At 64.8% G+C, this 24,138-nt stretch carries 27 protein-coding genes and 1 pseudogene; 13 read left to right on the forward strand and 15 right to left on the reverse strand.

All coding sequences use genetic code 11. The features are described 5' to 3' along the window. Together MSIMFI_RS07720 and MSIMFI_RS07725 are read right to left on the reverse strand one after the other, a co-directional pair. The coding region (locus MSIMFI_RS07720) for a PE family protein (protein ID WP_191496774.1) at window positions 1–619 on the reverse strand (619 nt) is incomplete at its 3' end. A 363-nt stretch (window positions 620–982) separates the two neighbouring features. Continuing rightward, a complete protein-coding gene (locus MSIMFI_RS07725; RefSeq protein WP_191496775.1) occupies window positions 983–1,693 on the reverse strand; it encodes a PadR family transcriptional regulator in 711 nt (236 codons plus the stop codon). A gap of 139 nt (window positions 1,694–1,832) precedes the next feature. On the opposite strand from MSIMFI_RS07725, the gene MSIMFI_RS07730 reads away from it, so the two are divergent. Next, window positions 1,833–2,204, forward strand: coding sequence for a hypothetical protein (locus MSIMFI_RS07730; protein ID WP_224770114.1), 372 nt, complete (start codon window positions 1,833–1,835; stop codon window positions 2,202–2,204). A gap of 3 nt (window positions 2,205–2,207) precedes the next feature. On the opposite strand, the gene MSIMFI_RS07735 is transcribed toward MSIMFI_RS07730, so the two are convergent. Beyond that, window positions 2,208–3,095 (reverse strand): RDD family protein, encoded by an 888-nt coding sequence (locus tag MSIMFI_RS07735; RefSeq protein ID WP_191496776.1) that lies wholly within the window; start codon window positions 3,093–3,095, stop codon window positions 2,208–2,210. A 63-nt stretch (window positions 3,096–3,158) separates the two neighbouring features. Between MSIMFI_RS07735 and MSIMFI_RS07740 the strand changes: the two genes are divergently transcribed. Further along, window positions 3,159–4,151 (forward strand): stage II sporulation protein M, encoded by a 993-nt coding sequence (locus MSIMFI_RS07740; RefSeq protein ID WP_191496777.1) that lies wholly within the window; start codon window positions 3,159–3,161, stop codon window positions 4,149–4,151. A 76-nt stretch (window positions 4,152–4,227) separates the two neighbouring features. Here MSIMFI_RS07740 and MSIMFI_RS07745 read toward each other — a convergent pair whose 3' ends face one another. Genes MSIMFI_RS07745 through MSIMFI_RS07765 form a run of 5 tightly spaced genes read right to left on the reverse strand, consistent with a single transcriptional unit; the run spans window position 4,228 to window position 9,551 of the window. Next, window positions 4,228–5,550: a DUF58 domain-containing protein gene (locus MSIMFI_RS07745; RefSeq protein WP_191496778.1), complete on the reverse strand. Its 1,323-nt coding sequence runs from the start codon at window positions 5,548–5,550 to the stop codon at window positions 4,228–4,230. Beyond that, the gene (locus MSIMFI_RS07750; RefSeq protein WP_191496779.1) at window positions 5,550–6,545 is read right to left on the reverse strand and encodes an AAA family ATPase; all 996 of its coding nucleotides are present in this window, start codon (window positions 6,543–6,545) and stop codon (window positions 5,550–5,552) included. The genes MSIMFI_RS07745 and MSIMFI_RS07750 overlap by 1 nt, the downstream gene beginning before the upstream one ends. Further along, window positions 6,542–7,696, reverse strand: coding sequence for a DUF4350 domain-containing protein (locus tag MSIMFI_RS07755; protein WP_191496780.1), 1,155 nt, complete (start codon window positions 7,694–7,696; stop codon window positions 6,542–6,544). The genes MSIMFI_RS07750 and MSIMFI_RS07755 overlap by 4 nt, the downstream gene beginning before the upstream one ends. Continuing rightward, window positions 7,678–8,328, reverse strand: a complete 651-nt coding sequence (locus MSIMFI_RS07760) for a DUF4129 domain-containing protein (RefSeq protein ID WP_191496781.1) — start codon at window positions 8,326–8,328, stop codon at window positions 7,678–7,680. Before MSIMFI_RS07760 ends, MSIMFI_RS07755 begins: the two co-directional genes overlap by 19 nt. A gap of 14 nt (window positions 8,329–8,342) precedes the next feature. After that, a complete protein-coding gene (locus tag MSIMFI_RS07765) occupies window positions 8,343–9,551 on the reverse strand; it encodes a hypothetical protein (RefSeq protein WP_191498073.1) in 1,209 nt (402 codons plus the stop codon). 88 nt (window positions 9,552–9,639) lie between these two features. Here MSIMFI_RS07765 and MSIMFI_RS07770 point away from each other — a divergent pair, with 88 nt between their 5' ends. The 4 genes from MSIMFI_RS07770 (at window position 9,640) to MSIMFI_RS07785 (ending at window position 12,877) form a co-directional block, all read left to right on the forward strand. Then, window positions 9,640–10,104, forward strand: a complete 465-nt coding sequence (locus MSIMFI_RS07770) for a GatB/YqeY domain-containing protein (RefSeq protein WP_191496782.1) — start codon at window positions 9,640–9,642, stop codon at window positions 10,102–10,104. Window positions 10,105–10,132: 28 nt separating this feature from the next. Beyond that, complete coding sequence (locus tag MSIMFI_RS07775) at window positions 10,133–11,119, forward strand: LLM class F420-dependent oxidoreductase (protein ID WP_191496783.1); 987 nt, start codon at window positions 10,133–10,135, stop codon at window positions 11,117–11,119. Between the two features lie 20 nt (window positions 11,120–11,139). After that, entirely contained in the window at window positions 11,140–11,694 is a 555-nt protein-coding gene (locus MSIMFI_RS07780; protein ID WP_191496784.1) for a type 1 glutamine amidotransferase domain-containing protein, read from the forward strand. Between the two features lie 112 nt (window positions 11,695–11,806). After that, window positions 11,807–12,877, forward strand: coding sequence for a glucose 1-dehydrogenase (locus MSIMFI_RS07785; RefSeq protein ID WP_191496785.1), 1,071 nt, complete (start codon window positions 11,807–11,809; stop codon window positions 12,875–12,877). A 9-nt stretch (window positions 12,878–12,886) separates the two neighbouring features. On the opposite strand, the gene MSIMFI_RS07790 is transcribed toward MSIMFI_RS07785, so the two are convergent. Genes MSIMFI_RS07790 through MSIMFI_RS07810 form a run of 5 tightly spaced genes read right to left on the reverse strand, consistent with a single transcriptional unit; the run spans window position 12,887 to window position 17,447 of the window. Then, window positions 12,887–15,118: a SpoIIE family protein phosphatase gene (locus MSIMFI_RS07790; protein ID WP_396819575.1), complete on the reverse strand. Its 2,232-nt coding sequence runs from the start codon at window positions 15,116–15,118 to the stop codon at window positions 12,887–12,889. Beyond that, window positions 15,115–15,741: a SpoIIE family protein phosphatase gene (locus MSIMFI_RS07795; protein WP_191496786.1), complete on the reverse strand. Its 627-nt coding sequence runs from the start codon at window positions 15,739–15,741 to the stop codon at window positions 15,115–15,117. Before MSIMFI_RS07795 ends, MSIMFI_RS07790 begins: the two co-directional genes overlap by 4 nt. Next, window positions 15,734–16,144 carry an ATP-binding protein gene (locus tag MSIMFI_RS07800; RefSeq protein ID WP_186245138.1) on the reverse strand — a complete coding sequence of 137 codons (411 nt, stop codon included), beginning with the start codon at window positions 16,142–16,144 and terminating at the stop codon, window positions 15,734–15,736. Before MSIMFI_RS07800 ends, MSIMFI_RS07795 begins: the two co-directional genes overlap by 8 nt. Next, window positions 16,134–16,523, reverse strand: a complete 390-nt coding sequence (locus tag MSIMFI_RS07805) for an STAS domain-containing protein (protein WP_186245136.1) — start codon at window positions 16,521–16,523, stop codon at window positions 16,134–16,136. The genes MSIMFI_RS07800 and MSIMFI_RS07805 overlap by 11 nt, the downstream gene beginning before the upstream one ends. Window positions 16,524–16,544: 21 nt before the next feature. Next, window positions 16,545–17,447: an STAS domain-containing protein gene (locus MSIMFI_RS07810; RefSeq protein WP_186245134.1), complete on the reverse strand. Its 903-nt coding sequence runs from the start codon at window positions 17,445–17,447 to the stop codon at window positions 16,545–16,547. Window positions 17,448–17,608: 161 nt separating this feature from the next. Here MSIMFI_RS07810 and MSIMFI_RS07815 point away from each other — a divergent pair, with 161 nt between their 5' ends. The 3 genes from MSIMFI_RS07815 (at window position 17,609) to MSIMFI_RS07825 (ending at window position 19,572) form a co-directional block, all read left to right on the forward strand. After that, on the forward strand, window positions 17,609–17,977 hold the full coding sequence (locus MSIMFI_RS07815; RefSeq protein WP_191496787.1) for an STAS domain-containing protein: 369 nt from the start codon (window positions 17,609–17,611) through the stop codon (window positions 17,975–17,977). A gap of 281 nt (window positions 17,978–18,258) precedes the next feature. Beyond that, window positions 18,259–18,774, forward strand: coding sequence for a DUF6328 family protein (locus MSIMFI_RS07820; protein WP_191498075.1), 516 nt, complete (start codon window positions 18,259–18,261; stop codon window positions 18,772–18,774). Window positions 18,775–18,948: 174 nt separating this feature from the next. Continuing rightward, window positions 18,949–19,572, forward strand: coding sequence for a PAS and ANTAR domain-containing protein (locus MSIMFI_RS07825; protein WP_191496788.1), 624 nt, complete (start codon window positions 18,949–18,951; stop codon window positions 19,570–19,572). A 2-nt stretch (window positions 19,573–19,574) separates the two neighbouring features. Here the strand turns inward: MSIMFI_RS07825 and MSIMFI_RS07830 are convergent, their stop codons facing one another. Continuing rightward, on the reverse strand, window positions 19,575–20,744 hold the full coding sequence (locus tag MSIMFI_RS07830) for a glycosyltransferase (RefSeq protein WP_191496789.1): 1,170 nt from the start codon (window positions 20,742–20,744) through the stop codon (window positions 19,575–19,577). A 270-nt stretch (window positions 20,745–21,014) separates the two neighbouring features. Between MSIMFI_RS07830 and MSIMFI_RS07835 the strand changes: the two genes are divergently transcribed. Beyond that, window positions 21,015–21,272, forward strand: coding sequence for a DUF7218 family protein (locus MSIMFI_RS07835; RefSeq protein WP_186245130.1), 258 nt, complete (start codon window positions 21,015–21,017; stop codon window positions 21,270–21,272). A gap of 26 nt (window positions 21,273–21,298) precedes the next feature. Here the strand turns inward: MSIMFI_RS07835 and MSIMFI_RS07840 are convergent, their stop codons facing one another. Continuing rightward, window positions 21,299–21,874: a nucleotidyltransferase family protein gene (locus MSIMFI_RS07840; protein WP_191498076.1), complete on the reverse strand. Its 576-nt coding sequence runs from the start codon at window positions 21,872–21,874 to the stop codon at window positions 21,299–21,301. A gap of 216 nt (window positions 21,875–22,090) precedes the next feature. Here MSIMFI_RS07840 and MSIMFI_RS07845 point away from each other — a divergent pair, with 216 nt between their 5' ends. The 3 genes and pseudogenes from MSIMFI_RS07845 to MSIMFI_RS29590 all read left to right on the forward strand — a co-directional run. Then, window positions 22,091–23,035, forward strand: a complete 945-nt coding sequence (locus MSIMFI_RS07845) for an acyl-CoA dehydrogenase family protein (protein ID WP_191496790.1) — start codon at window positions 22,091–22,093, stop codon at window positions 23,033–23,035. Between the two features lie 85 nt (window positions 23,036–23,120). Further along, complete coding sequence (locus tag MSIMFI_RS07850; protein WP_191496791.1) at window positions 23,121–23,882, forward strand: endonuclease/exonuclease/phosphatase family protein; 762 nt, start codon at window positions 23,121–23,123, stop codon at window positions 23,880–23,882. 75 nt (window positions 23,883–23,957) lie between these two features. Continuing rightward, window positions 23,958–24,077, forward strand: a pseudogene (locus MSIMFI_RS29590) (heme-binding protein); the annotation flags it as partial. Window positions 24,078–24,138 lie beyond the last annotated feature (61 nt).

Raw genomic sequence — 24,138 nt, forward strand, 5'->3', positions numbered from 1 at the left:
GGCCGGCGCAGCCAGCGCCCCCGGGCAACCCCACCCCAGTGATCGAGGTGCCGCTGGCTGCGCCGGCCCCACCGCTCCCATACAGCAACCCACCATTACCGCCAGCGCCGCCAATAATGCCCAGCGCCGCCCCGCTGCCGCCAGCTCCGCCGTTGCCAATCAACCCCGCGTCACCACCGTCACCGCCCGGCCCGCCGTTCCCGCCATTGCCGTACAGCAACCCGCCGGCCCCACCGGCCTGCCCCAGCGCCGTCCCGTCAGCGCCGTTTCCGATCAACGGCCGGCCCAGCAGCGCCAGGGTAGGCGGATTGACCGCATTGAGTAGATTGCGCTCGGCATTGGCCGCCTCGGTCTGCAGATATGCGACCGCAGTCGTGCTGAGGGTCGTGACGAATTGCTCGTGAAATGCCGACACCTGTGCGCTCAGTGTTTGATATTCCTGGGCGTATGCGGCAAAAAGGGCTGCGATGCGCGCCGATATTTCATCGGTACCCGCCGCCAGCACCGAGATGGTCGGGACCGCCGCGAACGTATTGGCCGCGCTGATCTGCGACCCGATGCTCGCCGCATCCGCAGCCACCGCCACCAGCACATCTGGCGCTGCGATCACAAACGCCATGTCAACCCCATCTCTTAACGGCCTCGGACATCGCGATTAAGCCACATACGGCACTTCCCGGCGGGTAAACGACAACCCCAACTGGACTGCATCGCGTCGATCGAAAGGCCGCCCGTTGCCGCTATTCCGAGGAAAGAAAAACACGAGTCATCGCTCGCATTCAATTCGTATTTCGTTGCGCCGCCCTAGCCCAATAATTACTGGTCGGCGGGATGCATTGGGTGACGTGCCGACAAGTGCTCGTATTCCAGTTGCTTGGTAGCCGTGGTTGTTTGGGTTGTTTGGGTTGTTTGGGTTGTTTGGGCGGACTGCGGCTGAGAAGGCCGAGCCTGGCAACCGGCACCGACCGTCAAGGTGGTCTCGTCAATCCTCGCCGAGGATGCCGTAAATCTCGCGGCGCGCGGTGTTAATGATGTCGACAACGCGCTGCTGCTGCTCGGAGCTGGCGGTATGCGCCGATTGTGCGATCGCGCCGAAGAGTTGGCGCGTAGCCGTGCGCAGGTTGATGTGGCCCGGGTCGACGCCCTCGGCGATCTCCTCCCACGGTGGGGTTTCGACCTTTTCGGCTGCGGCCCGGCCCTCGTCGGTCAGTTCGAAAAGCTTCTTGCTGCCGTCGGACTCGCTAGCGGTGATCAGGCCTTCGTCGTCAAGCAGCTGCAGCGTCGGGTACACCGAGCCGGGGCTTGGCCGCCATATTCCGTTGCTGCGTTCGGCGATCTGCTGGATCATCTCGTAGCCGTGCATCGGCCGCTCGGCCAGCAGCACCAGGATGGCCGCCCGCACGTCACCGCGCCGTCCGCGACCGCCCCGGCGCCAACCGCCGCGCGGGCCGCCCGGTCCGAACCCGAAAACGAAACCGGGGCCGAAACCGGGTCCGAAACCGGGGCCGAAGCCGAAGGGACCGTCGTTATCGTCGGCATGGTCGCGGAGGTGCTCGAAGAATTCACGCCGTGCGTGGCGCTTGGCGCCCTGCAGAGCGCGCCGTTGTGCAGGTCCTGGCCCGAAGCCGAAGCCGAAACCGAAACCGGGCCGTCCGCCGAATGGTCCGCCGGGGGGAGTGAATGGGGTGTTCATGCCTGTGGTCCTTGAGTCTTTCAGCAGGCACTCCGTGAGTGCGCTCTGGTATATCAATTTGTATCACGATATATCGTGACCTAGCGCGATGCAACGCGCAGTTGTTTGTGTCTGGCCGCAGCCGGGTAGCACCCGAACGATGAAGGGCAAGAATCAGGCCGTCGAGACGGGTCCCGGCAGCGCAACCCAACCGACGCAGGGGAGTAGCAAGACTCGTACCTGGGTCAACTGGGTGGCGGCGCTGCTGACGGTTCCAGGCGCGGCAATTGTGATGCTCTTCGCGCTGGGTGCTGTCATGAGTACCGATTCCTGCACTCAGAGCCGATGCCCCAATCTGGGCGGCGGAATCGATTTCGACCTCTTGTTCTACGGCCCACCCGTGATTGCCCTGTTAGTCATCGTCACCTCGGTCTTTACCGCCAGGCGCCGCGGTGGCATCGCGGTTCCGCTGTGTGGGTGGGCGCTGTTGATCGCCGATGTCGCCGTGTTGGCGATTGCCGTCGCGCAATAGGACTTAGCTCGGCGGCGAAAATCCGCCGGCGTTTGGTGGTGTCTGATCGGTATCCGGCCACGGAGTGGGCGGCTGAGGTGGTGGTGCCTGCGGCGGGGGACCTGCCGGTGTCCACGGAACGGGTCCCGGCTGCGGCATCATCGGACCCATAGCCGGACGGAGCCGGGCCAATTCGCGCCGGTGCCGTTCGGCAAGCACGGCGGCAAGTACCAGTTGCGGCGGAACACCGGGCGGCGGTGGCGGCGCGATGCGGGACAGCACATCGGCGGCGATCCGGTATGCCATCTGTTGGCGCAGCGCCGGATCGAGTTGTGCTGCCCGGGAAAGGAATTGACGTGCGACCTCGGCCTGGCCCGCGGTGAGTCCGGATAATTGTAGCGAGGACGCCCACCATGCCAGCGACGGCGGCATCGCAGGCGGCGGCCCCAATCGGGGACTGCGTTCGCTGACAACGACTGTGCCAGCGAATATGTCGCCGACACGCTTGGCCTTCGGCGACAGCAGGCTGCAGATCACCGCGGGGCTGCCCAGCAGCATCCAGATCTCGACCACCGAGGCCAGCGCGCGAAACAGCGCCTGCCGGAAGCGTTCTGGGCCGCCGTCGTCGGACACCACTCGTAGGCCCATAACCATCTTGCCTATCGAGCGGCCCCGGGTTGCCGTCTCTATTGCGACGGGGTAGCCGACCATCGCCAGCACCGTGAAGATGATCAGGAATGCGATTGTCAATGCTTCGTCAAACTGAGCCAGCGAGGCCGCCCAGAGCATCAGTCCCAGGAGGTAGCCGACGAATATCACGGTGATGTCGATGATCGCGCTCACCGCGCGCACCGGTAGCTGGGCGATCTGTACATCGAGCACCACCGCGTCCCCGGTCACCACCTCTGGCATACCTGGGACGGTACAGGTTTCTGTGCGGCTACCCGGCGCGCGCACTTAGGTAGGCTGCCCAAGGTGGATGTCGACGCATTCTTGCTGACCCACCGCGCCACCTGGGACCGGCTCGATCAGTTGATCAAAAGGCGCCGCTCGCTGACCGGTGCCGAGGTTGATGAACTGGTCGAGCTCTATCAGAGGGTGTCCACGCATCTGTCGATGCTGCGATCGGTGTCGTCGGATTCACTGGTGACCGGTCGACTCTCGAGTCTGGTGGCACGCGCCCGCTCCGCGGTCACCGGCGCGCATGCCCCACTGACGAGTACGTTCGTTCGTTTCTGGACGGTGTCCTTCCCGGTGGTCGCCTACCGTGCCTGGCGCTGGTGGTTGGCGACGGCGCTGGTGTTCTTCGCCGTCACAGTGGTCATCGGATTCTGGGTGGCCAACAGTCCCGAGGTGCAATCCCTCATTGGAACGCCAACGGACATAGACGAATTGGTCAACCACGATGTTCAGTCGTATTACAGCGCACACCCCGTCGGGGCATTTGCCCTTCAGGTCTGGGTGAACAACACCTGGGTTGCCGCCAAGTGCATCGCCATGTCCGTCGTCCTGGGTCTGCCGATACCGTTTGTGCTTTTCGAAAACGCCGCCAATGTGGGTGTGATCGGCGGCCTGATGTTTCAGGCGGGCAAGGGAGGCTTATTGCTCGGCCTGCTGCTTCCACATGGGCTGCTCGAGCTGACGGCGGTGTTCCTCGCCGCCGCAGTCGGGATGCGGCTGGGATGGTCGGTGATATCGCCGGGTGACCGGCCGCGCGGACAGATCCTTGCCGAGCAAGGCCGTGGTGTCGTATCGGTCGCCGTGGGATTGGTGGGCGTATTGCTGGTCTCGGGATTGATCGAGGCGGTGGTGACACCGTCGCCGTTGCCGACGTTCGTTCGTATCGCGATCGGCCTGACTGCCGAGGCGGCGTTCTTGGGCTACGTCGTTTACTTCGGCCGCCGCGCCGTAAAGGCAGGAGAGACAGGCGATATCGAGGACGCGCCCGATGTGGTCCCAACGGGCTGAGACTGCCCCGCGACCGTGAATCACACGACGTGACACGCCGTAGCAGCGTCGTACAATTCACACTCGCGCCCCGGGGTTAGAGCCGTCCGGTCGCTTTCATCGCCAGATAGCGGTCGGCGAGTGCGGGCGCGATCTCCGTGGGCGGTGCATCGACGACATCCACCCCGCTCATGCGCAGTCGCATCGCGATCGCACGCCGGTCATTGCGGGCCCGTTCGGCAGCGGCCGCGTCGTAAACCGCCGCCGCGTCGGAACGCCCGATGGCCAGTTGATCCACGCGCGGGTCAGCGACCGCGGCGACCAATACGTGGTGTTTGCCCGACAGTTGCGGTAGCACCGGCAGCAGACCCTCCTCGAGAGCGGTCGCGTTGAGATCGGTGAGCAGCACCACCAGCGATCGCCGCCGGGTCCGCCGCACGATGTTGGCAACCATTGCGCGCCAGTCGGATTCGAGAAGCGCCGGTTGCAGTGGAGCCATGGCACCGACCAGTTGGGCCAGCAGCTCGGTGCGCGACGCGCCGAACACCCCAGCCCGGCTCACCCGGTCGTGGGCCAGGAAGTCGACATGATCCCCGGCCCGCGACGCCAGAGCCGCCAGCAGTAGAGCGGCGTCCATGGACCAGTCCAGCCGCGGCCAGCCCGCGGGGTCAGCAGCGGTCGGGTCCACACCGACGCGACCCGCCGCCATGCGTCCGGTGTCGAGCACGATGACGACCCGCCGATCGCGTTCCGGCCGCCACGTGCGCACCATCACGTCTGCGCGTCGCGCGGTTGCGCGCCAGTCGATCGAGCGGACGTCGTCGCCGACGACATACTCGCGCAGCGAATCGAATTCGGTTCCCTGTCCGCGAATGAGCGTGGGCAACAGACCGTCGATCTCCCGAAGTTTCGCCAGCCGTGACGGCAGGTGCTTGCGGGACAAAAACGGCGGCAGCACCCGGACCTGACCCGGCACCGCCCTCGAGCTCTGACGTCCCGCCAACCCGAGCGGTCCCAGTGATCGAGCCGTGACCATAGCCGCGCGTTGGTCACCACGCCGTACCGGTCGCAGTCCGGTGACCACCTGCTGGTCCTGGCCGGCAGCGAGACGGACCGTGTGGGTGCGGGGCGCGGCGCGCGCACTAGGCGGCCATGCGTCGCGAACCCGGCCGCGGAACCGGCGACGGCCGTCATTGTGGATCAGCAGGCGTACGACCACGGGCTGGCCAAGCCGGGCCGAACTATCCGGCGACCGGGTATAGCGCAACTTGCGCGGACTGGCCGCCAGCGCGATATCGACGGTCACCACGACCGCCAACGCCCCAAGCAGTACAGCGAAAGTCCTTGCCGGCCAAGGCGACAGCGCGATCGGTAGGACGGCGATCAGCGCCAGCAACCCGGTCCGCCCAGTGAGGATCACTAGCGGGGCACCGGAACCGAGGCCAAAATTCCGTCCAGAACCCCGTCGGGCGTGGCACCTTCAAGCTCAGCTTCTGGGCGCAACATCACCCGGTGGCGTAGCGTCGGGCGGGCCATGGCCTTCACATCGTCGGGAGTGACATAGTTGCGCCCGGACAGCCAGGCCCAGGACCGGGCGGTACCCAGCAGTGCCGTTGCCCCGCGGGGTGACACGCCCAGTTGTAGCGCCGGGGAGGATCGCGTCGCCCCGACGATGTCAACGATGTAGCCCAGCACCTCATCGGCGATCAGCACCTGACGCACCGCCTCGCGGCCGGCCGCTAGGTCCGCCGGTCCGGCCACCGGCTTGATCGCCGACAGGTCGCGCGGATCGAAGCCATGCGCATGGCGGCCGAGGATGGCGATCTCGGCGTCGCGGGCCGGCAACGTCACGTTCAGTTTGAGCAGGAAACGGTCGAGTTGGGCTTCGGGCAACTGATAGGTGCCCTCGTATTCGATGGGATTCTGGGTCGCCGCGACGATGAACGGGTCGGGCAGCGCCTTGGGTTCACCCTCCACGCTGACCTGCCGCTCCTCCATCGCCTCGAGCAGCGCAGCCTGCGTCTTGGGCGGGGTCCGGTTGATCTCATCGGCCAGCAGCAGGTTGGTGAAGACCGGACCCGGCCGGAACGCGAACTCTGCGGTGTGGGTGTCATAGACCAACGAGCCGGTGACATCGCCGGGCATCAGGTCGGGGGTGAACTGCACCCGCTTGAATTCCAGCTGCAAGGCAGCAGACAAGGCACGAATCATCAGCGTCTTCGCAACTCCCGGAACACCTTCCAGGAGCACGTGGCCGCGACACAGCAGCGCGATCACCAGGCCGCTGATGACCCCGTCCTGGCCGACGACGGCCTTGGCGATCTCGGTCCGTAACGCCAGCAAGGCATCACGGGCCGATTCGGCGATCGGGGTCTGGGCAGCAGGGGCTTGCGGGCTGGAAGGGGACGGTGTCACGAGTGTGTGACCTGCCTTTCGATCTCGTCGAGCGCACGGGCAAGTTGTAATAGGTCGTTGTCGGTGGCCGGTGGGGGACCGAACAGGTGGTAGCGAACGAACTCCGGGTCGACCCCGCTGCGCTGGGCTACGGTCATCACCACTGCCGGCGGCGCCGCGTTCGAGCCGATGCCGAGGCGAGGGACCAGCCGCTGCAGGGTCGCCGTGCGCAGTGCTTCCGCGGCGCGATCGCGGGCCCGCCGAGACCGGTACAGCCGGCCGCGACCTTCGACGGTCTCCGATGCGCGGACCACGACGGGTAACTCCTCGGCCACCAGCGGACCGATCCGCCGGCCCTTCCAGAGCGCCACCAGGATCACCACCAGCCACAGCTGCCAGACGATCCACGGCACATTCGCCGGAATCAGGTCGTAAATAGATGACGGAGAAGACTTTTCGCCTTCGATGTGGTTGGGCGCGTACCAGACGACACGGGGCTGGGCGCCCGCGAGATTCATCGCCAGCGCGGCGTTGCCCGCCTGCAACAGGCCCCCGTTGGTCATGAAGTTGCTACTGCCGACCACCGTGACGGTTCGGCCCTCGTCGCGAAAACGGACCAATGCCCCGCCGTAACAGCTGATTAGCGCCAGGTCGCCCTTGGCGCGATAGGTGTCGGCAGGCCCGAACTGCACAGATCCGGCCCGATTCGCTTCCCGCAGAGGACAATCCGGTTGGCTGTCGAATGGTCCGGCGGTCCCCATGCGCAGCCCTGGAGTTAGGGCGCTGCGAGTTCGCGATGTGGGTTCCAGCAACAGCAGGTCGCCGGGGGCTTTGGCCAGCCGATCCAGTAGCGAGTTATCGGTCAGGTAGTGACTCTGGGCCACCAGCAACAACGTGTCGGGCCGTGCCGCGCCCTCGACATCGGCGATGGTGCGGGCCACCACCACCTCGACGCCTCGCTCGCGCAGCAATGTCACGAGGGCATGCGCGCCCGACGAGCCGGTGGATTCCGGGTCCATCGCGCCACCAGGCCTCGGTGCGGTCAGATAAGTGGTGATCGAGGCGATGACGGTGATTGCGGCCAGGATGAACAACACCCCGCGCCAGGGCCGCCGTCGCCGAGCGGCCGGTCCGGGTTCCGAGCGCGCGGGAATCACCGGACCTGCGCCCATGACTCGAGGGCGGCGGGCTGCGCCACCGCCGAATGCGCGGCTGAACGGAAGCGGATGTGGTCATCGAGGTCGGCGATCATCTGATACGCGGCTTGGGTTCCGGGCCGCTCGCCGTAGGTGACGTCGTTGAACGCGGTTGCCGCCTGCGTCAGTTCCCCGGTCAGGTGTGGCAATGCCACGCCGGCGTCGTTGGCCAGCTCATTGGCGGTACGGCCGGGAGCCGGGTTGAGTACGCCGGTCTCCTCCAACTGGCGTGCGACGGCGCGCAGCCGGTGGCGGATCGCCGCGGTCCAATTACCTTCGGCCGCATGGCTTTCTGCCGTCGCTCGGTGCTGGGCTGCGCTCAGTTGGCTGGCGTCGAACAGCTGGTAGTCGCCGCCGCGGTTGGTACGCATGGTCCGCCGTGCGACATTGATGGCGACGATCACGGCGATCGCCAGCAGGATGATCAGCACGGTGACGGTGAACCACCCGCCAGATACCGAGTTGGCCTTCACCAGCAGCCGGTAGAGCAGCTCGTTGATCCAGTCGTTGATCTGGTTCGCCAGTGAATCTTTGGGATAGATCGGTTTGTTCAGCTCGCGCTGCGCGGCTTCGTGTGCGGCATCGCGGTCGATGTCGATGGAGGGCACAGTCCGTCAATCCCTTAGTAAGGCCGCGTGAGCCACAGGTTGTCGGTGGACGCCACGGCGGCCGGCCCGCCGGTGGCACCAGTCTGCAGCACCAGGTCGAAGGCCTCGGCGCGCATCCGGCGATCCGTATATAACAGCACGACCACTCCGGCGGTGAACGGCGCGGTGATGATCTGGCTGACCGCGCCACCGATGGACGACAGTGTGGTGCCGACGAGCAGCATGGTGGTGGACCCCGCGACACCCACCAATATCTGTCCAACAAGGCTGAACGGCGCCGAGATCGCACCACCGACCACGCCCACCACGAGCGCCGCCAGCAGCCGAATACCGAAGACCCTCCAGAAGCCGTTACGGACCAGCGCAAATGATCTGGTGATCGCGTCGACAAGCGGTAGCCGCTCCAGGACGATCAGTACTGGAGCGAACAACAGCACGGTGTACAGGTAGGCCAGCAGCACGCCCACAAGGAGCAGCAAGGGGAAGCCGAGGAGGACCGCCGCCGCTCCATTGGCGACCGCCGCGACCCCGACCAGAATCACGATCATCAACCCGACCAGCGCCACCACACCGACGGCTTCGAGCATTGCCAGGCCGATCAACGTCAGCAGGCGACCGCGGACCTTGGCCCACGCTTCGCCGATGGTGATCGGCGACCCGAACACAGCCCGTCCGACGACGACGGTGAGCATGCCGCTGAGCAGCATTCCGCCCAGCCAACTAAGGAGGGCACCGCCTCCGATCGAGGCTAGCCAGGCGGCGACGACACCGCCGCTCAGTTCGTCGGGCTCCGCTGTCGAAAATCGGCCGTAGGCGGCTAGGGGTCCCAGTGTGGCGGCCAACGTGATGACCTGCATGATCACCACGACTATGGCCGTCAATCCCAGCGTGGCCTTCGGGTTGGTGCGGATGTAGCCGACCGCGCCGTTGAAGATGTCGCTCAAGGTCAACGGCCGCAGCGGGATGATTCCGGGTTTCACCGCCCCTGGCGCAAGCGGCGGACCGTATTGGGAGCCTGGCGGTGGTCCGTAACCCGGCGGTGGTCCGTAACCGGGGGGCGGTCCGTAACCGGGCGGCGGTCCGTAACCGGGGGGCGGTCCGTAACCGGGCGGCGGTCCGTACGCCGGGGGCGGTCCGTAAGCCGGGGGCACACCGTCATACCCGAATGCGGGGTAGCCGGTCGGCGGTGGCTCAACCGGATAACCAGGCGGCAGCGTGCTCACCGGGTGCAGCGCCCGTCGTCGTTGGTCATGGCTCCATCCTGTCGGCGGCCGGGGCAATTCACAACGTAAGGCGCGTAGCGTCTCTGCCATGGCGGAACTCAAATCCCGGCTCCGGTCGGACCTCACCGAGGCGATGAAGGCCCAGGACAAGTTACGTACCGCGACCCTGCGCATGCTACTGGCCGCGATCCAGACCGAGGAAGTCTCCGGCAAGCAGGCAAGAGAGCTCTCGGATGACGAAGTGCTCAAGGTGCTGACCAGGGAATCCCGGAAGCGCGGTGAGGCCGCCGAGATCTACACCCAGAACGGCCGTGGCGAGCTCGCCGCCAACGAGCACGCCGAGGCACGGATCATCGACGACTATCTGCCGACTCCGCTCACCGAGGCAGAGGTCGCCGACGTGGTCGACACCGCGATAGCCGACGTGGCCGAGCAAATCGGGGAGCGGCCCACGATGAAGCAGATGGGACTGGTGATGCGGGTAGCGACTGCCATCGCAGGAGGCAAGGCTGATGGGGCGCGCTTGTCCGCAGCGGTGAAAGAACGGCTTTAAGACTCTCGCACCGGGGTACCCGGGTGGTATGACCCGATTTGGCTACACCCTGATGACGGAGCAGAGCGGCCCGAAAGACCTTGTGAACGATGCGGTTTGGGCTGAAGAGCGTGGGTTTGACTTCGAGGTCTGCAGCGATCACTTCGCGCCGTGGCTGGCGGCGCAGGGTCATGCCCCGAATGCCTGGGCGGTGCTGGGTGCGGTGGCCCATGCGACCCAAGACGTGGACCTCTATACCTACGTGACGTGCCCGACCATGCGCTATCACCCGGCGATCGTTGCACAGCAGGCGGCCACCGTGCAGATTCTGACCGACGGGCGTTTCACCCTTGGATTGGGCAGCGGAGAGAACCTTAACGAGCACGTCGTTGGCCGGGGCTGGCCGACCGTGGAGCGCCGGCAGGACATGCTGCGCGAAGCTATCAAGATCATCCGCGAGCTGTTCGGCGGCGGGGTGGTGAATTGGCGCGGCGATTACTTTCAGGTGGATTCCGCGAAGTTGTGGGACGTCCCCGAAGTTCCGGTCGGCATCGCAGTAGCGATGGGCGGCACCAAGGCGATCGATAAGTTCGGCACACTTTCCGACCACCTGGTCGCGGTGCAACCCGATGGGGAGCTGGTGCACGGGTGGCATTGCGCTCGCCAGGCTGCCGGGATGGCTGGCGGGGGACGAGTGATCGGACAGATACCGCTGTGCTGGGACCCAGACCGCGACACCGCTATTGAACGAGCCCATGATCAGTTTCGCTGGTTCGGTGGCGGCTGGGCGGTCAATGCCGACTTACCGACGCCGGCGGGTTTCGCCGGCGCCACCCAGTTCGTGCGTCGCGAAGACGTCGCCGAAAGCATTCCCTGCGGACCGGACCTGGACGTGATGGTGGATGCTGTCCGGCCCTACTGGGAGGCCGGCTTCACCGATATCGCGATTCTCCAGATCGGCGGCCAAGCCCAAGACCTGTTCCTCAAGGAGGCGGCCGAGCCATTGCTTGAGGCGCTTCGGTCGGCTTCGAACTAACACACAGGAAGGAGTACGGTATGTCAAACGAGTTGCAAGGCAAGACGATCGCCATCCTGGCTGCCGATGGGGTCGAGAAAGTTGAACTGCAGCAGCCGAGTGCAGCCCTACAGCAAGCCGGTGCCGCCGTCCAAGTGCTGTCATTGCAGCCCGGCCAAATCCATGCGCGCGAACACGATCTCGAACCGGCCGGGACCTTCGCCGTAGATCGCACCGTATCGGATGCGTCGGTATCCGAATTCGATGCCTTGCTGCTGCCCGGCGGCACGGTAAATCCTGACAAGCTACGTCGGGACAGTTCTGCCGTTGCGTTTGTGCGTAACTTCGTCGACTCCGGAAAACCGGTCGCCGCGATCTGTCATGGTCCGTGGACGCTGGTCGAGGCCGATGTGGTTTCGGGGCGAACGCTGACGGCGTACCCAAGCATTCGCACCGACCTTCGCAATGCCGGAGCCAACGTGGTGGATGAGGAAGTCGTCGTTGACGGCAATTTGATCACCAGCCGGTCGCCGTCGGACCTCGCGGCGTTCTGCTCAACGATCATCCACGAATTCGCGCGCGTCACAACGGGCTAGCCGCGGCTGCAGCATCAAGCCGAGTAGATTTGGTGGGCCGTTTGCGGGCATTAATTACACATGCCGTGCAGAAGGTGTTCCCACCCGCCGTCGCCAGAGATACCTTGAGGAGATGCGCGCCCTCACGGTGGAGCCAGGCCGCAAGGGCTCGTTGCGTGTGACGGATCTTCCTGAGCCCGTCCCGGCCGACGGCGAACTGCTGGTCGACGGGCTAGCGGTGGGAGTGTGCGGCACGGATAGAGAAATCGCCGCCGGTGATATCGGCTTGCCGCCGTCCGGCTCGTCGTGGATGGTGCTCGGCCACGAGTCGCTCGGCCGGGTTCGTCAGGCGCCGCCAGGTAGCAGCCTCACCGCCGGTGACTTGGTGGTGGGTGCCGTACGTCGCCCTGACCCGGTGCCCTGCGGGGCATGTGCGCGCGGCGAGTCCGACAACTGTCGCAACGGCGGCTACCAGGAACGCGGCATCAAGCAGCTGCACGGCTATGGTAGCGAAACCTGGTGTGTGGAAGAGGATTACGCGGTACGGCTGGACCCGTCATTGGAGCGAGTCGGCATCTTGACCGAACCCACTTCGATCGTGGTCAAGGCGTGGGAGCAGGTCGACCTAACGGGTGCGCGGGGTTGGTTCGAGCCGGAGCGGGCGCTCATTACCGGTGCCGGTTCGATCGGCTTGCTCGCCGCATTGATTGGCACTCAACGTGGCTTGGAAACCCACGTGATCGATCTGGTCACCAGCGGCCCCAAACCGGAAGCCGTTCGCGCGCTAGGAGCCACCTACCATCACCATGACGTCGAGGCGGTCGCCAAGAAAATCCGGCCGGACATCGTGATAGAAGCGACCGGGGTGGGCAGTGTGGTGGTGGATGCGATCCGCAACACCAACCATTACGGGGTCACCTGCTTGTTGGGCCTGCTATCCAGTGGTCACCATGTCGACGTCGACGCCGGAATCCTCAACCGGGACATTGTGCTCAAGAACGACCTCGTCGTTGGGTCGGTCAACTCAAACGTGCGTCACTTCCGAGAGGCCGCAGACGTTCTTGCGCGCGCCGACGAGGCGTGGCTGGAACGGCTGATCACTCGGCGACTACCGCTGGCACGAGCCGCTGAGGCTTTCGAAGTACCGGACGGCTCACAAAACGGCGACGTGAAAGTAGTCATCGACCTCGACAGGGCCAGCTAAGACTGACGCTCATCTCGCCGCTGTCGAAAGTCGGAAGGTGATATCGATGGTCGTCCCGTTCGGGGTGTTGTCGACTTTCACCGACTCACTGATTGTCTTGATCAATAGCAGACCCCGCCCCCCGCTGCCCGGATCGGCGATCGGAGGTTTCCACGAACCAGAATCTGTTATCCTCGTGTGGATTTCGTCGCCGATGGCCTTCACCTCGAGCAGCATGGTCCCGACGTCGTGCCCGCGATAGGCATGCTCGACGCAATTTGTGCAGGCCTCACTCACGACGAGTACGATGTCGCTGGCCTGCGCAGCGGGGACACCGCCAACACGCAGCCACGAGCTCAGCTGACGCCGGATGATGGCCAATTGTGCTGCGTGAGCATCGGTTTCGATCCTGAGCGGTGGTAGTTCGTGCCGGTACACCACCATGGCGACATCGTCGTCGTATCCTGCCGGTGGCGCCAGCTGGCGCAGCACGGCATCCGCGAGGTCACCGATCGGCAACCGCATGGTGTCCATCAAGACCTCGGCGACGCGTGCGAGGCCGTCATCGATCGACTCATGTTTACGCTCCACCAAGCCATCGGTGAACAACAGCAACGTGGAGCCCGGCAGCAGTACCTGTGACGCTTGCGGACGAGTCTCGTTGCGGCGCACGGCGAGCGGCACCGACGCAGCGCCGGTCAAGAACATCGTCGGTGACTGCTCATACCCAACCCCGGCAAGCACGGCGGGCATATGCCCGGCGTTGCTGTACTCGAGAATCCCGGACTGGGTGTCCAGGATTGCCAGAAACACCGTCGTGCAGTACGCATCTGGAATGAGCGATGCCGCGGCGTCGAGCTGCTCGAGTAACAGCGCGGGCTTCGCGCCGGTGAGCAATAGGGCGCGAGCCGAGCTGCGAAGTTGACCCATGATTGCGGCGGCGGGTAGCCCGCGGCCGACGCAGTCGCCGACGACGATGCCGATGCGGTGATCGTCGATGGGCAATACGTCATACCAGTCGCCCCCGATCTCGAGCGGCGGCACTGCGGGTTCGTAGCGAACGGCAAAGCCTGGGGGCGGTTTCAGCGGCGGTAGCAGCGCACGCTGCAACGTCAGCGAAGTTTCACGCGCACTTTCGAACTGGCGAACATGCTGGATGGCCAGGCTGAGATGGCCGATGAGCACCGTGACCAGAAGCCGGTCCTCGGCGACGACCCAGCGAGGCATCCGAAGCTCCAACCACAACGCCACGTCGCCGGTGCCGGAGAGCACCGCTACCATGCCCTGGGCCTTACCCGGAGAGTCTGGCCACTCGATCGTCCGGGCTGTCAACGGAAGTTGATGACGCGCGTCTTGAAACGTCTGGCGCAGCAACGGATCCAAGCCGCGCCACGTCGATTCGGCTGGTTCGCCCGCTACTTGGACGGTCGGTTCGCCGTCGCCCGGCGGCCACATCACCAAGACCACGCGCCGGACGTCTACCGCGGTCCGGCACTCTTCGAGCGTGATCGACAGCACCTCTGCCACGCTTTTGGCTACACCAACGGCCGTGGCAAGGCGCAGGACCGCGCTTTCCCGCGCGGCAAATGCCCGCTCCGCCGTGATATCTCGAATCGTTCCGACATACACATCGAGGTCTGAGCCGGGACCGGTAACCGCGTTGATGCTCACCGTCACCCAGACGAGGTGCCCGTTTCGATGTCGAATGGGTGTCTCGTACTGGGCGCTGCCTTCCTTGCGGACGAGGTTTTGCTGTTGCATCGCCGTCTTTTTGTCAACTAGCCACGGGTGTGGCCAACGGTAGGGCAGATCCTCGGCGGGATAGCCAAGGATCTCCGTGAAGGCGTTGTTGACCTCGACCACCGCGCCGTCATGGTCGGCGACGAAAAATCCTTCCTGCAGCGAATTCACCAGCGCGCTGCGAAACTTGTCCCGATTTGCGAGATCCTCTGCGCGGGCGCGTTGCTCCTCGTACCGCTTGGTGCCGTCGAGAAACCCGCGAGTTGCGACATCGAGTGCAGCGAGCGTCTGCAGTAGGAATTCCAGTGCCGCTGGTGCGTCGATCCGGGAGCTTTTCGAGAGTTCATCGACCATCCGGGCGTGGTTCTCGATGATGTCGAGCATGCTGATTTGTTCCTGCAGGGCCCGGCGCCCCAGCTCATAGCCGACGGCCAGGCTGTCCTCACCGCGCGCGTCCAGGTAGGCACGCAGTGCGGCAACGTAGTGGGCGTGAAATTCGTCCGCGTTGGAGATGCCGGTCATGACAAGGCACCCCGATGACGGGCGGCAAGCACCATCGCGTCGTCGGTTTCCTTTGCATGCTTAGCTACGATCTGCTCGGCTATGGCCGTGGCAGTGGCGGCGAAGTCGATATGGTCCAGGTGGTCTTCGGCGATGCCGTCGGTGGCGATGACGAGCAGGTCGCCGGTACGTATTGAAACGCGTTGCGCGGGCAGGATTTCCGGTGTGCGGTAGCCGACGATCCCACCGGTTAGGCGCGCGGACGACCGCACCGCGACGCCGCTCACGCTCTTGGCGACCAGGTTGGCGCTCACGTTCCCGACCCCGGTCCATGTCAGCGTGCTGGCCTCGAAATCGATTCGGGCCAGGGTCATTGCGATCCCTCTCGTGCCACCCAACACGCGGTGACAAAGTTGCACCAAGACTTCGAGTCGTTCGCCACCGGTGCGTCGCAGCACATCGGCGGCGGTGAGGGCGGCAGTTGCGGCTGCCGGGCCGTGACCCAGTCCGTCCAGGACGCCGAACAGGGCAGCAGTGCCGTCGATGTCGACCGCGATCGACTGGTCGCCACAGACGTATTCGCCCGGTCGTGGACGACCCTTCGCCGCCCACTCGATCGGCCCGAACCGCCCAGTTTTATGCACGCGAAGGAACCCATTTCCACATTTCGATGACCGTTCCACGGCCAAGTGCGGATTGCACGATCATCCGATCCATCAGGCGTCGAGCACCGGGCAAGCCCAGGCCGAGCCCGCGGCCGGTTGAGTATCCGTCTTCCATCGCACGGTCGATGTCGGCGATGCCGGGACCGTCGTCCTCGGCGCGAACTACCAACGCCTTACGACCTTCCCGATCCTGCACCGCGACCGACACCTCGCCGTGGCCGGCATAGCTGGTGATGTTGCGGGCGACTTCGGAGATCGCCGTGGCGATCATGGTGACATCGGTCAACGAGAATCCCAGGTCGAGGGCAAGTTGATGTCCCGCTTTGCGGGCAGCGACTATGTCGTCGGGTTGACGTATGTTAACCACGATGTCATCCGGCACCGTCGCGCCCGATCGTCGTTCTGCCAAGTCCCGGTTGCCGATTCAGCAGCGCTATCCCCTCTTCCAGGTCCAGCGCGGTGTTCATGTCATCAAAGGTGAGGCCCAGTTGAACCATCGCGAAGGCCACCTCTGGCTGTAGGCCGACGATCACGGTCTCGGCGCCGCGCAACCGGGTCATGTGCGCGATCGTCCGCAGCGATCGGGCCGCGAACGAATCCATCACATCGATGGCGGTGACATCGACGATGATCCCCTGGGAGCGGAACCGGCTGACCCGTTCCATGAGCTCGTAGCGCAGTCGTTCGGTGTCGGAGTCGGTGAGCGCGGCCTGGACCGTGGCGATCAGGATCGCGCCCTGCTTCAAGATTGGTACTGGCATGGCCGCTAGTTGTAGTTGTCGTTACCCGGTTTGCTCGCCAGTGCGAGTCACCTCGTATCCCAGCAAGCGCTCGGCTTCCTCTATACCGCCTTGCAAGTCGCCGACGGCATTCATCTTCGACAGGTCCAGTCCGATCGTCACCAGGGTCAGCGCGATTTCCGAGGATAGGCCGGTGATGATCACGCTCGCGCCCATCAACCCGGAGGCATCAACCGTCTGGACCAGGTGATTTGCCACCGTGGAGTCGATCGTGGGCACACCGGTGATATCGATGACCACCACTTTCGCCCGGTTCGCCCGAATGGCCCGCAGCAGCTGTTCGGTGAGCTGTCGGGCGCGCTGGCTGTCCAGCACACCGATGATCGGCAGAATCAGCAGCTGCTCGCGCACCTGTAGCACCGGGGTCGACAGCTCACGAATCGCCTCCTGCTGTTGCCGGATGATGCGTTCGCGTTCCTGCACGAAGCTGACGGCCACGGTATTGGCGATACGGTTGGCCGCGGGTTCGTAGGCGTCGAGAACCCGGTTCAGCATTCCGAACTCGGCTTGGTACTTCTCGAACAGTGAGCGCGCGAGGACGTCACGCAGCAGCAGCACGATCCCGACGACCTCGTCCGTTTCCACACCTCGGGGGATGATGCGTTCCGACAGGTCGCGCGCGTAGGCCTGCAACGCCTCGACGCTACCGGTCTCGAGCACCTCGACGTAGTTGTCGTAGACGGCGGTCGCTTCGGAGAAGAGTTCCTCTGGCGTCATCGCGGTTAGCAACTCGGCGTCGGTGATCCTGCGCGCCCACTCCTCGCGCAGGGCGGTTCGATTGCGGCGCAGGTGTTGGACCAGCTGTGGCAGCAAACCTTCGCTGGATATGTTCACCGTCTGCGCGGCGGCGCCTGGGGTGTTGAAATCCGACGGCGAATCTGGCATCTGGCCTCCCGCTGCTGTGGTCGCGCTCCGCACCGAGCGCGAGTCCTATGGGGAGACTAGCCCGACTCGTCCCATTTGACGTGTTGAGGTCTTATTCTTCTTGCAGTTCGTCCGGCAGGTTAGGCTTGCAGCACACCGACGGCTCAGACTAAGGATCGCCATTGTCAGCTCCTGATTCGATCACCGCCACGGTTGCGGACCACGATGGGGTCGTCGTACTAAGTATCGGCGGCGAGATTGACCTGGTGACGGCCCCGGCACTGGAGAAAGCCATCGGCGGAGTAGTCGCGGACAATCCGAAGGCGCTGGTTATCGACCTTTCCGCCGTGGAATTTCTCGGCTCGGTGGGCCTGAAGATTCTGGCCGCGACGTATGAGAAGCTCGGCAGTTCCGCCGAGTTCGGGGTGGTCGCGCGGGGTCCGGCGACCAGAAGGCCGATTCATCTGACCGGTCTGGACAAGACTTTCCCGCTGTATCCGACGCTGGACGATGCCTTGACCGGCGTGCGCGACGGCAGGCTCAACCGCTAGTTGTGTTAACAGCGCCTGGATTTCTGACAATTTGATTGGTTTGCTTGGCTAACTGCGCCACTTGAGTCGCACTCGCGCATTCAAGCTGTCGCTAGTACCTAAAGCCCGCTTTTGCTTGCGCTACTTCTGGTTCCAGGGATTCGGGGAGTGCGCACGACCGTTCTGTCGGTAACCGGTGCCGCCCAGGAGTACCTCGCGACACATCCGGGTGCAACCCGCCGCACTCGGGTACGGGTCGTTTGGCGTTAACGGTTGCCAGTATCAATGCGATGATCGCGGCTATGGATGTCGACCATCCGGAATATGACCAGCCGTGGGATCACAGCGAACGCGGGGAAACCGAAGCCGAGCGGCTCGATCGCAACTGGGCCAGCCTGCTGCAGGAGCTGCGAGTGACGCAGACGGGAGTGCAGCTGCTGACCGGTTTCCTCTTGACGCTGCCCTTCCAGCAGCGTTTCGACCTTCTCGGCGACACCATGCGGGCGGTGTATCTAGCGACGGTGGGATGTTCGGTGGGGGCGACGGTCGCGCTGATCGCGCCGGTCGGCATGCACCGGCTGCTGTTTCGGCGGCATCGGCTCCTGGTGCTGGTATCGGCGGCCCATCGGTGCGCGTACGCCGGATTGGTGCTATTGGGCCTCGCGTTGACCGGGGTGACGGTCATCATTTTCGACGCCGTGTCCGGACACCCCGCGGGCGTCATAGCCGGAGGGTGCGCGCTCGCGCTGTTCGCCGTGTTCTGGCTGCTGGTCCCCCTCTGGCTACGTAGCCGAAATCTAACGCTGCGGGATTCATAAAGCCGCCGGCCCACGAATGTAAGTAATTGGGCGCGTGCGTAATTGCGAGGTCGCCGATGTTGGCGCGACGGCATAAAACAGAAAGTTGTTGTCCGAAATGCGAAGTGGGCGCGCAGCGCGAGCGGGTCTGTCGAAATGCCCATCTGCATCGAGCTTTTGGGTAATACTTCTCTGATGCGACGGAAGAGCTGGCCACGGGTAGGCAGGTTCCGCTACATCGCCCGCGAAAACCGCTGGGATTGGTCCGACGAGATCACCCGGATGCATGGCTACGAGCCGGGCCGTGTCACTCCCACCACCGATTTGCTCCTTACGCACAAGCATCCCGATGACAAGCCGACGGTGTTGGAACTGATCGAGCGAACGTGTCGGTATGGGGTCCCGTTCAGCAATCGGCACCGGATCATCGATACTGGCGGTGACGTCCACGTCGTGGTGGTGGTCGCCAACCCGATCTACGACGGCCGCGGCGTGGTTACCGGTGCCGCAGGGTTTTTTGTTGACATCACGCATCAGTTCCAGGCCGACGTACAAGAGCAACTCACCGGCGCGGTGCTGGCCGTCAATGCTCGGCGGGCGGTGATCAATCAGGCCCTGGGGGTTCTGATGCTGCAACACGGGCTAGACGCCGATGCCGCGTTCGAGCTGCTGACCAGGCTGTCGCAGAGGTCAAACACCAAGGTGCGGGTGCTCGCCGAACGCATCGTGGCCGACGCGGCGGGGCGCGAGGCGCCGCTCAGTGATGTGGCGAGCGCGGTCGACGGACTGCTACGCGTGCCCCAGGGCGCCAGTAATTAGCGCTAACCAGCGCTCGCAACGTGTCGCGTCTGGTGGAACGAACGCGCCTGTTCGTAGATGAGCATCGTGTCGAGCGCAACCCGGTCCCAAGTGAAGCGCGATTCCGCCCGTAATCGACCCGTCGCGCCCATACCCTCGCGCCGAAAGCTTTGTTCCTGAAGAGTTTTCAATGCGCCATGCAATTGACTGGGATTGTTCGGCGACACCAGCAGTCCGGTCACCGAGTGAACCACGGTATCGGCCAATGCGCCGACGGCGGTTGCCACCACGGCCACGCCGCTGGCCATGGCCTGCAACGCCGTCGTCGCCCGGGGCGCCTGCTCTGGTGTACACACAACCACGTCGGCGGATCGCAGCAGCGCCGGCAGTTCGTCAGCCATAACGGAGCCCAGGAACCGGGCCCGGTCGCCCACGCCAAGCTCGGCGGCCAGGTGTTTCAGTCTGCCCCGTTCCTTGTCGTGGCGGTGATCTGACGCAGCGGATTCCGCAAAGACTAGCTCAGTGCCGGCTAGCTTACCCAAGATGCGCATTGCCTTGTCGAATCCGTTGCACGACAGCGGGTTCGGTTCCAAGCACAGCACACGATGAAGATCCGTACGGGCCAGCGCAGGCCCCACTGGGCTGTAGCGGTGGACGTCGACACCGGTGGACAAGACGGATATGCGTGCCCGGCTATGACGTAGCCTTGCCAGCGCATCAATATCATCGTTGCTGCCTCCGGTCACCCACGTTGCATTGCGGGCCAGCAGCGGTACCAGGCGGGCACGTTCGGCGTTGACCGGTAGGGCGCCTGCAGTACCCATCATCGAGGCCAGACCATGGAAGCTCTGGACGGTGGGCAGGAATTGCTGCCGTGCCGCCAACTGCGCCGCCAGACCGCCCAACCACCCGTACCCGTGCACGATGTCAGGTCGATCCGCCGACCACAGGCGGACGAGTTGGGCCGCGCAGTCGCCGACGAAAGGCAATACCTCCGGTGCCGACAGCGCCTCGGCTGGACCCGCGCACATCGCCACGTGCCGAAAGTCATCCTCGGCAATCACATCTGCAGCGTCACGATCCTGTCGCCGAAAGTAGGCCGTGACATCGTGCCCGCGCGCCGCCAACGCGGCACATAGTTGCTGGCAATCATCGGCGGTGAGGTCGTCGTCGTGGACGATTGCGATCCTCACCGCGACTCCCTTCGCGCGTGGCCAGCCATCTCGCAATCCAAGCGGGTACCCCGCTGCACCAGCGGCTAAACGAGGCAGCTCGGACCATACGCGGACGGCGCTGCTTACGCCTGGGTGGCGGCCGGGTTGGCCGACGCGCTGATCCTGTGAAAGGCGCTGTCCGGCATGCCATCTCGCCGGCTCTGGCTGCTGGGGTTTGATGAGCGCGACACGGGGCATCCTTGCCGTGGCGCTATATCACACATAGGTCACACAAGGGAGGTGGCGTTCGTGCCGAATCCGTCGATCAAAAGCGAGAGGCTCTACGAGGATTTGCGCCGGAAGGGCGAATCGAAGGAGAAGGCGGCCCGGATCGCAAACGCCGCAGCGAGCCGAGGCAAGTCCTCGGTGGGCCGCAAGGGCGGCCGGGCCGGGTCCTACGAGGACTGGACGGTACCGCAACTGAAGAAGCGGGCCAAAGAACTGGGTATGTCGGGATATTCGAGTCTGTCGAAAGACAAGCTTGTCGCCAAACTGCGTCACCACTGAGGCGCTGGGCTGCGCCGCCTGGCGGCTTAGTCTCTGATGCCGAGCCGCTCGACCAACACCAGGAAAGCGACCGCGAAATCGTTATCTGCCGTCTGAGCCTCAATGAGGTCCCAGTCCAGCTGTTCACGGATCGCACGCACCGCTGGGAGCAGCACAGCAAAGTTGCAGTAATGCTCGGTAAAGGCACGCAGCTTCTGGATCAGCACCATCGTAGGTGGCAGCACCGGCATCGAAATCGCCAGCACCACGCGGTCTTCGACGCATTCCAGGTTTGCCGGTTGCACCGGCACGCCGTTGACGCGGTAGAGCACATCCACGACTATCGCGCCGGTGCGCGCCTTGAATAGCCAGTCTTCGGGCGGATGTTCGACCTCGAAGCCGGCCTTTTCGAGCGTCGTGGTGGCGGCCTGCACGTCGGACTCGGCGACCAAAAAGTCGACGTCGTGACTGGGTTCCGGTGCGCCGTAGGCCCACAATGCGTAGCTGCCCGCCAGTGCGAAGACCGGTCCATGCTGTTTGAGCGCCGAAGCGGCAGTACGCAGCGCTTCGCGCAACTGGGTGCGCGCGTCGCCGGGGGAGCCACCTCCCGAGCCCGGGATCATAATGAGTAAGTCATACCCCGCCATCGGTGTCGGCAAGCGGGCTACGACACGGCTATCGGCCAATCGTTTAATTGGCGGTGAAACGGGCAATCAGCAAACCATGTCAGCCCCAGCGTCGCGAGCCTACGACTGGGCGTCCGTGGTGATTCTCGCCCACAATGTCGTTGCATGCCTACCAGCCGGTGCCGCCCGTGGCGTAGTTGTAGGGGACTCGGCATGACCGCCGGGTTGGTGCAGCACTGGCTTGATTCGGGGCGCTTGGAGTTGCCCCTGCCGGCGTCCGGGCACACCGCCGAACGCTGGCGGCGTCTGGCACGGCTTGCCGAGGAGGACATCGCCGCGGCCCGCATAGCCGAAGCCCATCTTGACGCGGTCGCGATACTCCACGAGTTGGGCGGCAAACCTCCAGAGTCGGGTCAATTGTGGGGAGTATGGGCGGCCGAATCTTCCGACGCCGTGCTGACCGCGGCAAACTTCATCGGCGACGAGTTCACGCTCAACGGCACCAAGGTATGGTGCCCAGGCGCCGGGTTTTGCACTCACGCGCTGGTCACCGCCGATGTGGGCGAAGACAAACTGGGACTGTTCTCGATAAGTCTTACCGACCCAGCCGTCAAGCCATTGCCGAGCACGTGGTGGAACCCGGGGATGGCCGGCAGCGATACCCGGTCGGTCCAATTCACCAACACGCACGCGGTCGCAGTGGGGGAACCCGGTGCCTACTTGGCGCGGCCCGGCTTCTGGCACGGTGCAATCGGAGTGGCGGCTTGCTGGCTCGGGGGCGCATGCAGGGTCGCCGACCCGCTCTACCGCTGTGCCGGAAGCCAATCGGCTGACGCGTATTCGCTGGCGCACCTGGGCGCCGTGGACGCCGCGCTCGCCGCGGGCGACGCAATGCTCAGCACCGCGGCGGCCCAGATCGACGCCGATCCATTCGACCTGGCCGGTAACGCTCAGCTGCTGGCCCGCCGCGTCCGCACGGTGGTGGAACATGCTGTCGACGAAGCCATCACCCGCACGGGCCGCGCACTCGGCCCGGGCCCACTATGTCAGGACGGCCGGCATGCGCAGCGGGTCGCCGACCTGACGATCTATATCCGACAAAGTCATGCTGAGCGGGATTTGGCCGAACTGGGGCGACTTGCCGGGCGGGCTACTTGACGATCATGCCGGCAGACGGCTCGGCGGGAGCTGACGAAAGGTCGGTGGCGGCAGGCGAAACGGTACCGGGAGCTTATGGGTAGTCATGCGGGTGGCGACCTTTAACATCCTGCATGGCCGCACCGTCGGCGACGGAGTGGACATCCAACGGCTACGGGATTGCATACGCCTTCTTGACCCCGATGTGCTGGCCCTGCAGGAGGTCGACTGCGACCAACCTCGTTCCGGCAAAGCGGATCTCACCGCGACGGCGGCCGAAGCCATGGGCGCGGTGGAGCATCGGTTTGTCGCGGCGATCTCGGGCACCCCCGGGGCGACCTGGATGGCCGCCACCGGCCGTGAACAGCCCGGGACCGCGGGCTACGGTATCGCGCTACTGTCCCGTTTCCCGGTGGCCAGCTGGCAGGTGGTGCGATTGCCCCGCGTTGCGATGCGCTTCCCGATGTACCTGCCGGGGCCAAACAAGGTGATGATCGTCAACGAAGAGCCGCGGACCGCGGTCATCGCGCGCTTGCAGACTCCGCTGGGCCCGATGACGGTCGCCAATACCCATCTGTCCTTCGTTCCTGGCTGGAACCGGCGTCAACTGCATCGGCTCGTTCATGCCTTGCGCGACCTCCCTGGCCCGCGGTTGCTGACCGGGGATCTCAACCTCACGCCCGTCGCCGTGCGCCGATGGTCGGGCATGCGGCCGTTGGCGACGGCGAAAACGTTTCCGGCGGTCACCCCCGACCGCCAGCTCGACCACATCCTGACCGACGACCGTGATCTGCGTGCCGGCGCCACGGCGTCCGAGTTGATGTCGATCTCCGATCACCGGCCGCTGGCGGTCGACCTGCACCGATAGTCAGCGTTCCTGGCCTGATGGCAGGCAGCGCGCGCAAGCGGGTTTGCGTCTGGTTCGCGTGGCTATTCAACTGCCATGAAAATCAGTAGCACGTCCGCTCGCGTGCGGGTAGGCGGCATGGGCGCCGGTTGCCTGCTCGGTGGGATTGCCTTCGGGGTTTTCGGCGCGCCGTCGGCGGCCGCCGCGCCGGACTGCGGTCGCCTCGACGCGGAGACCCTCCCGGCGGTCACGGCGGCCTACAACCAGCCGGCTCCAC

Origin of the sequence: Mycobacterium simulans, from assembly GCF_900232995.1 — a bacterium.
Classification (GTDB): domain Bacteria; phylum Actinomycetota; class Actinomycetes; order Mycobacteriales; family Mycobacteriaceae; genus Mycobacterium; species Mycobacterium simulans.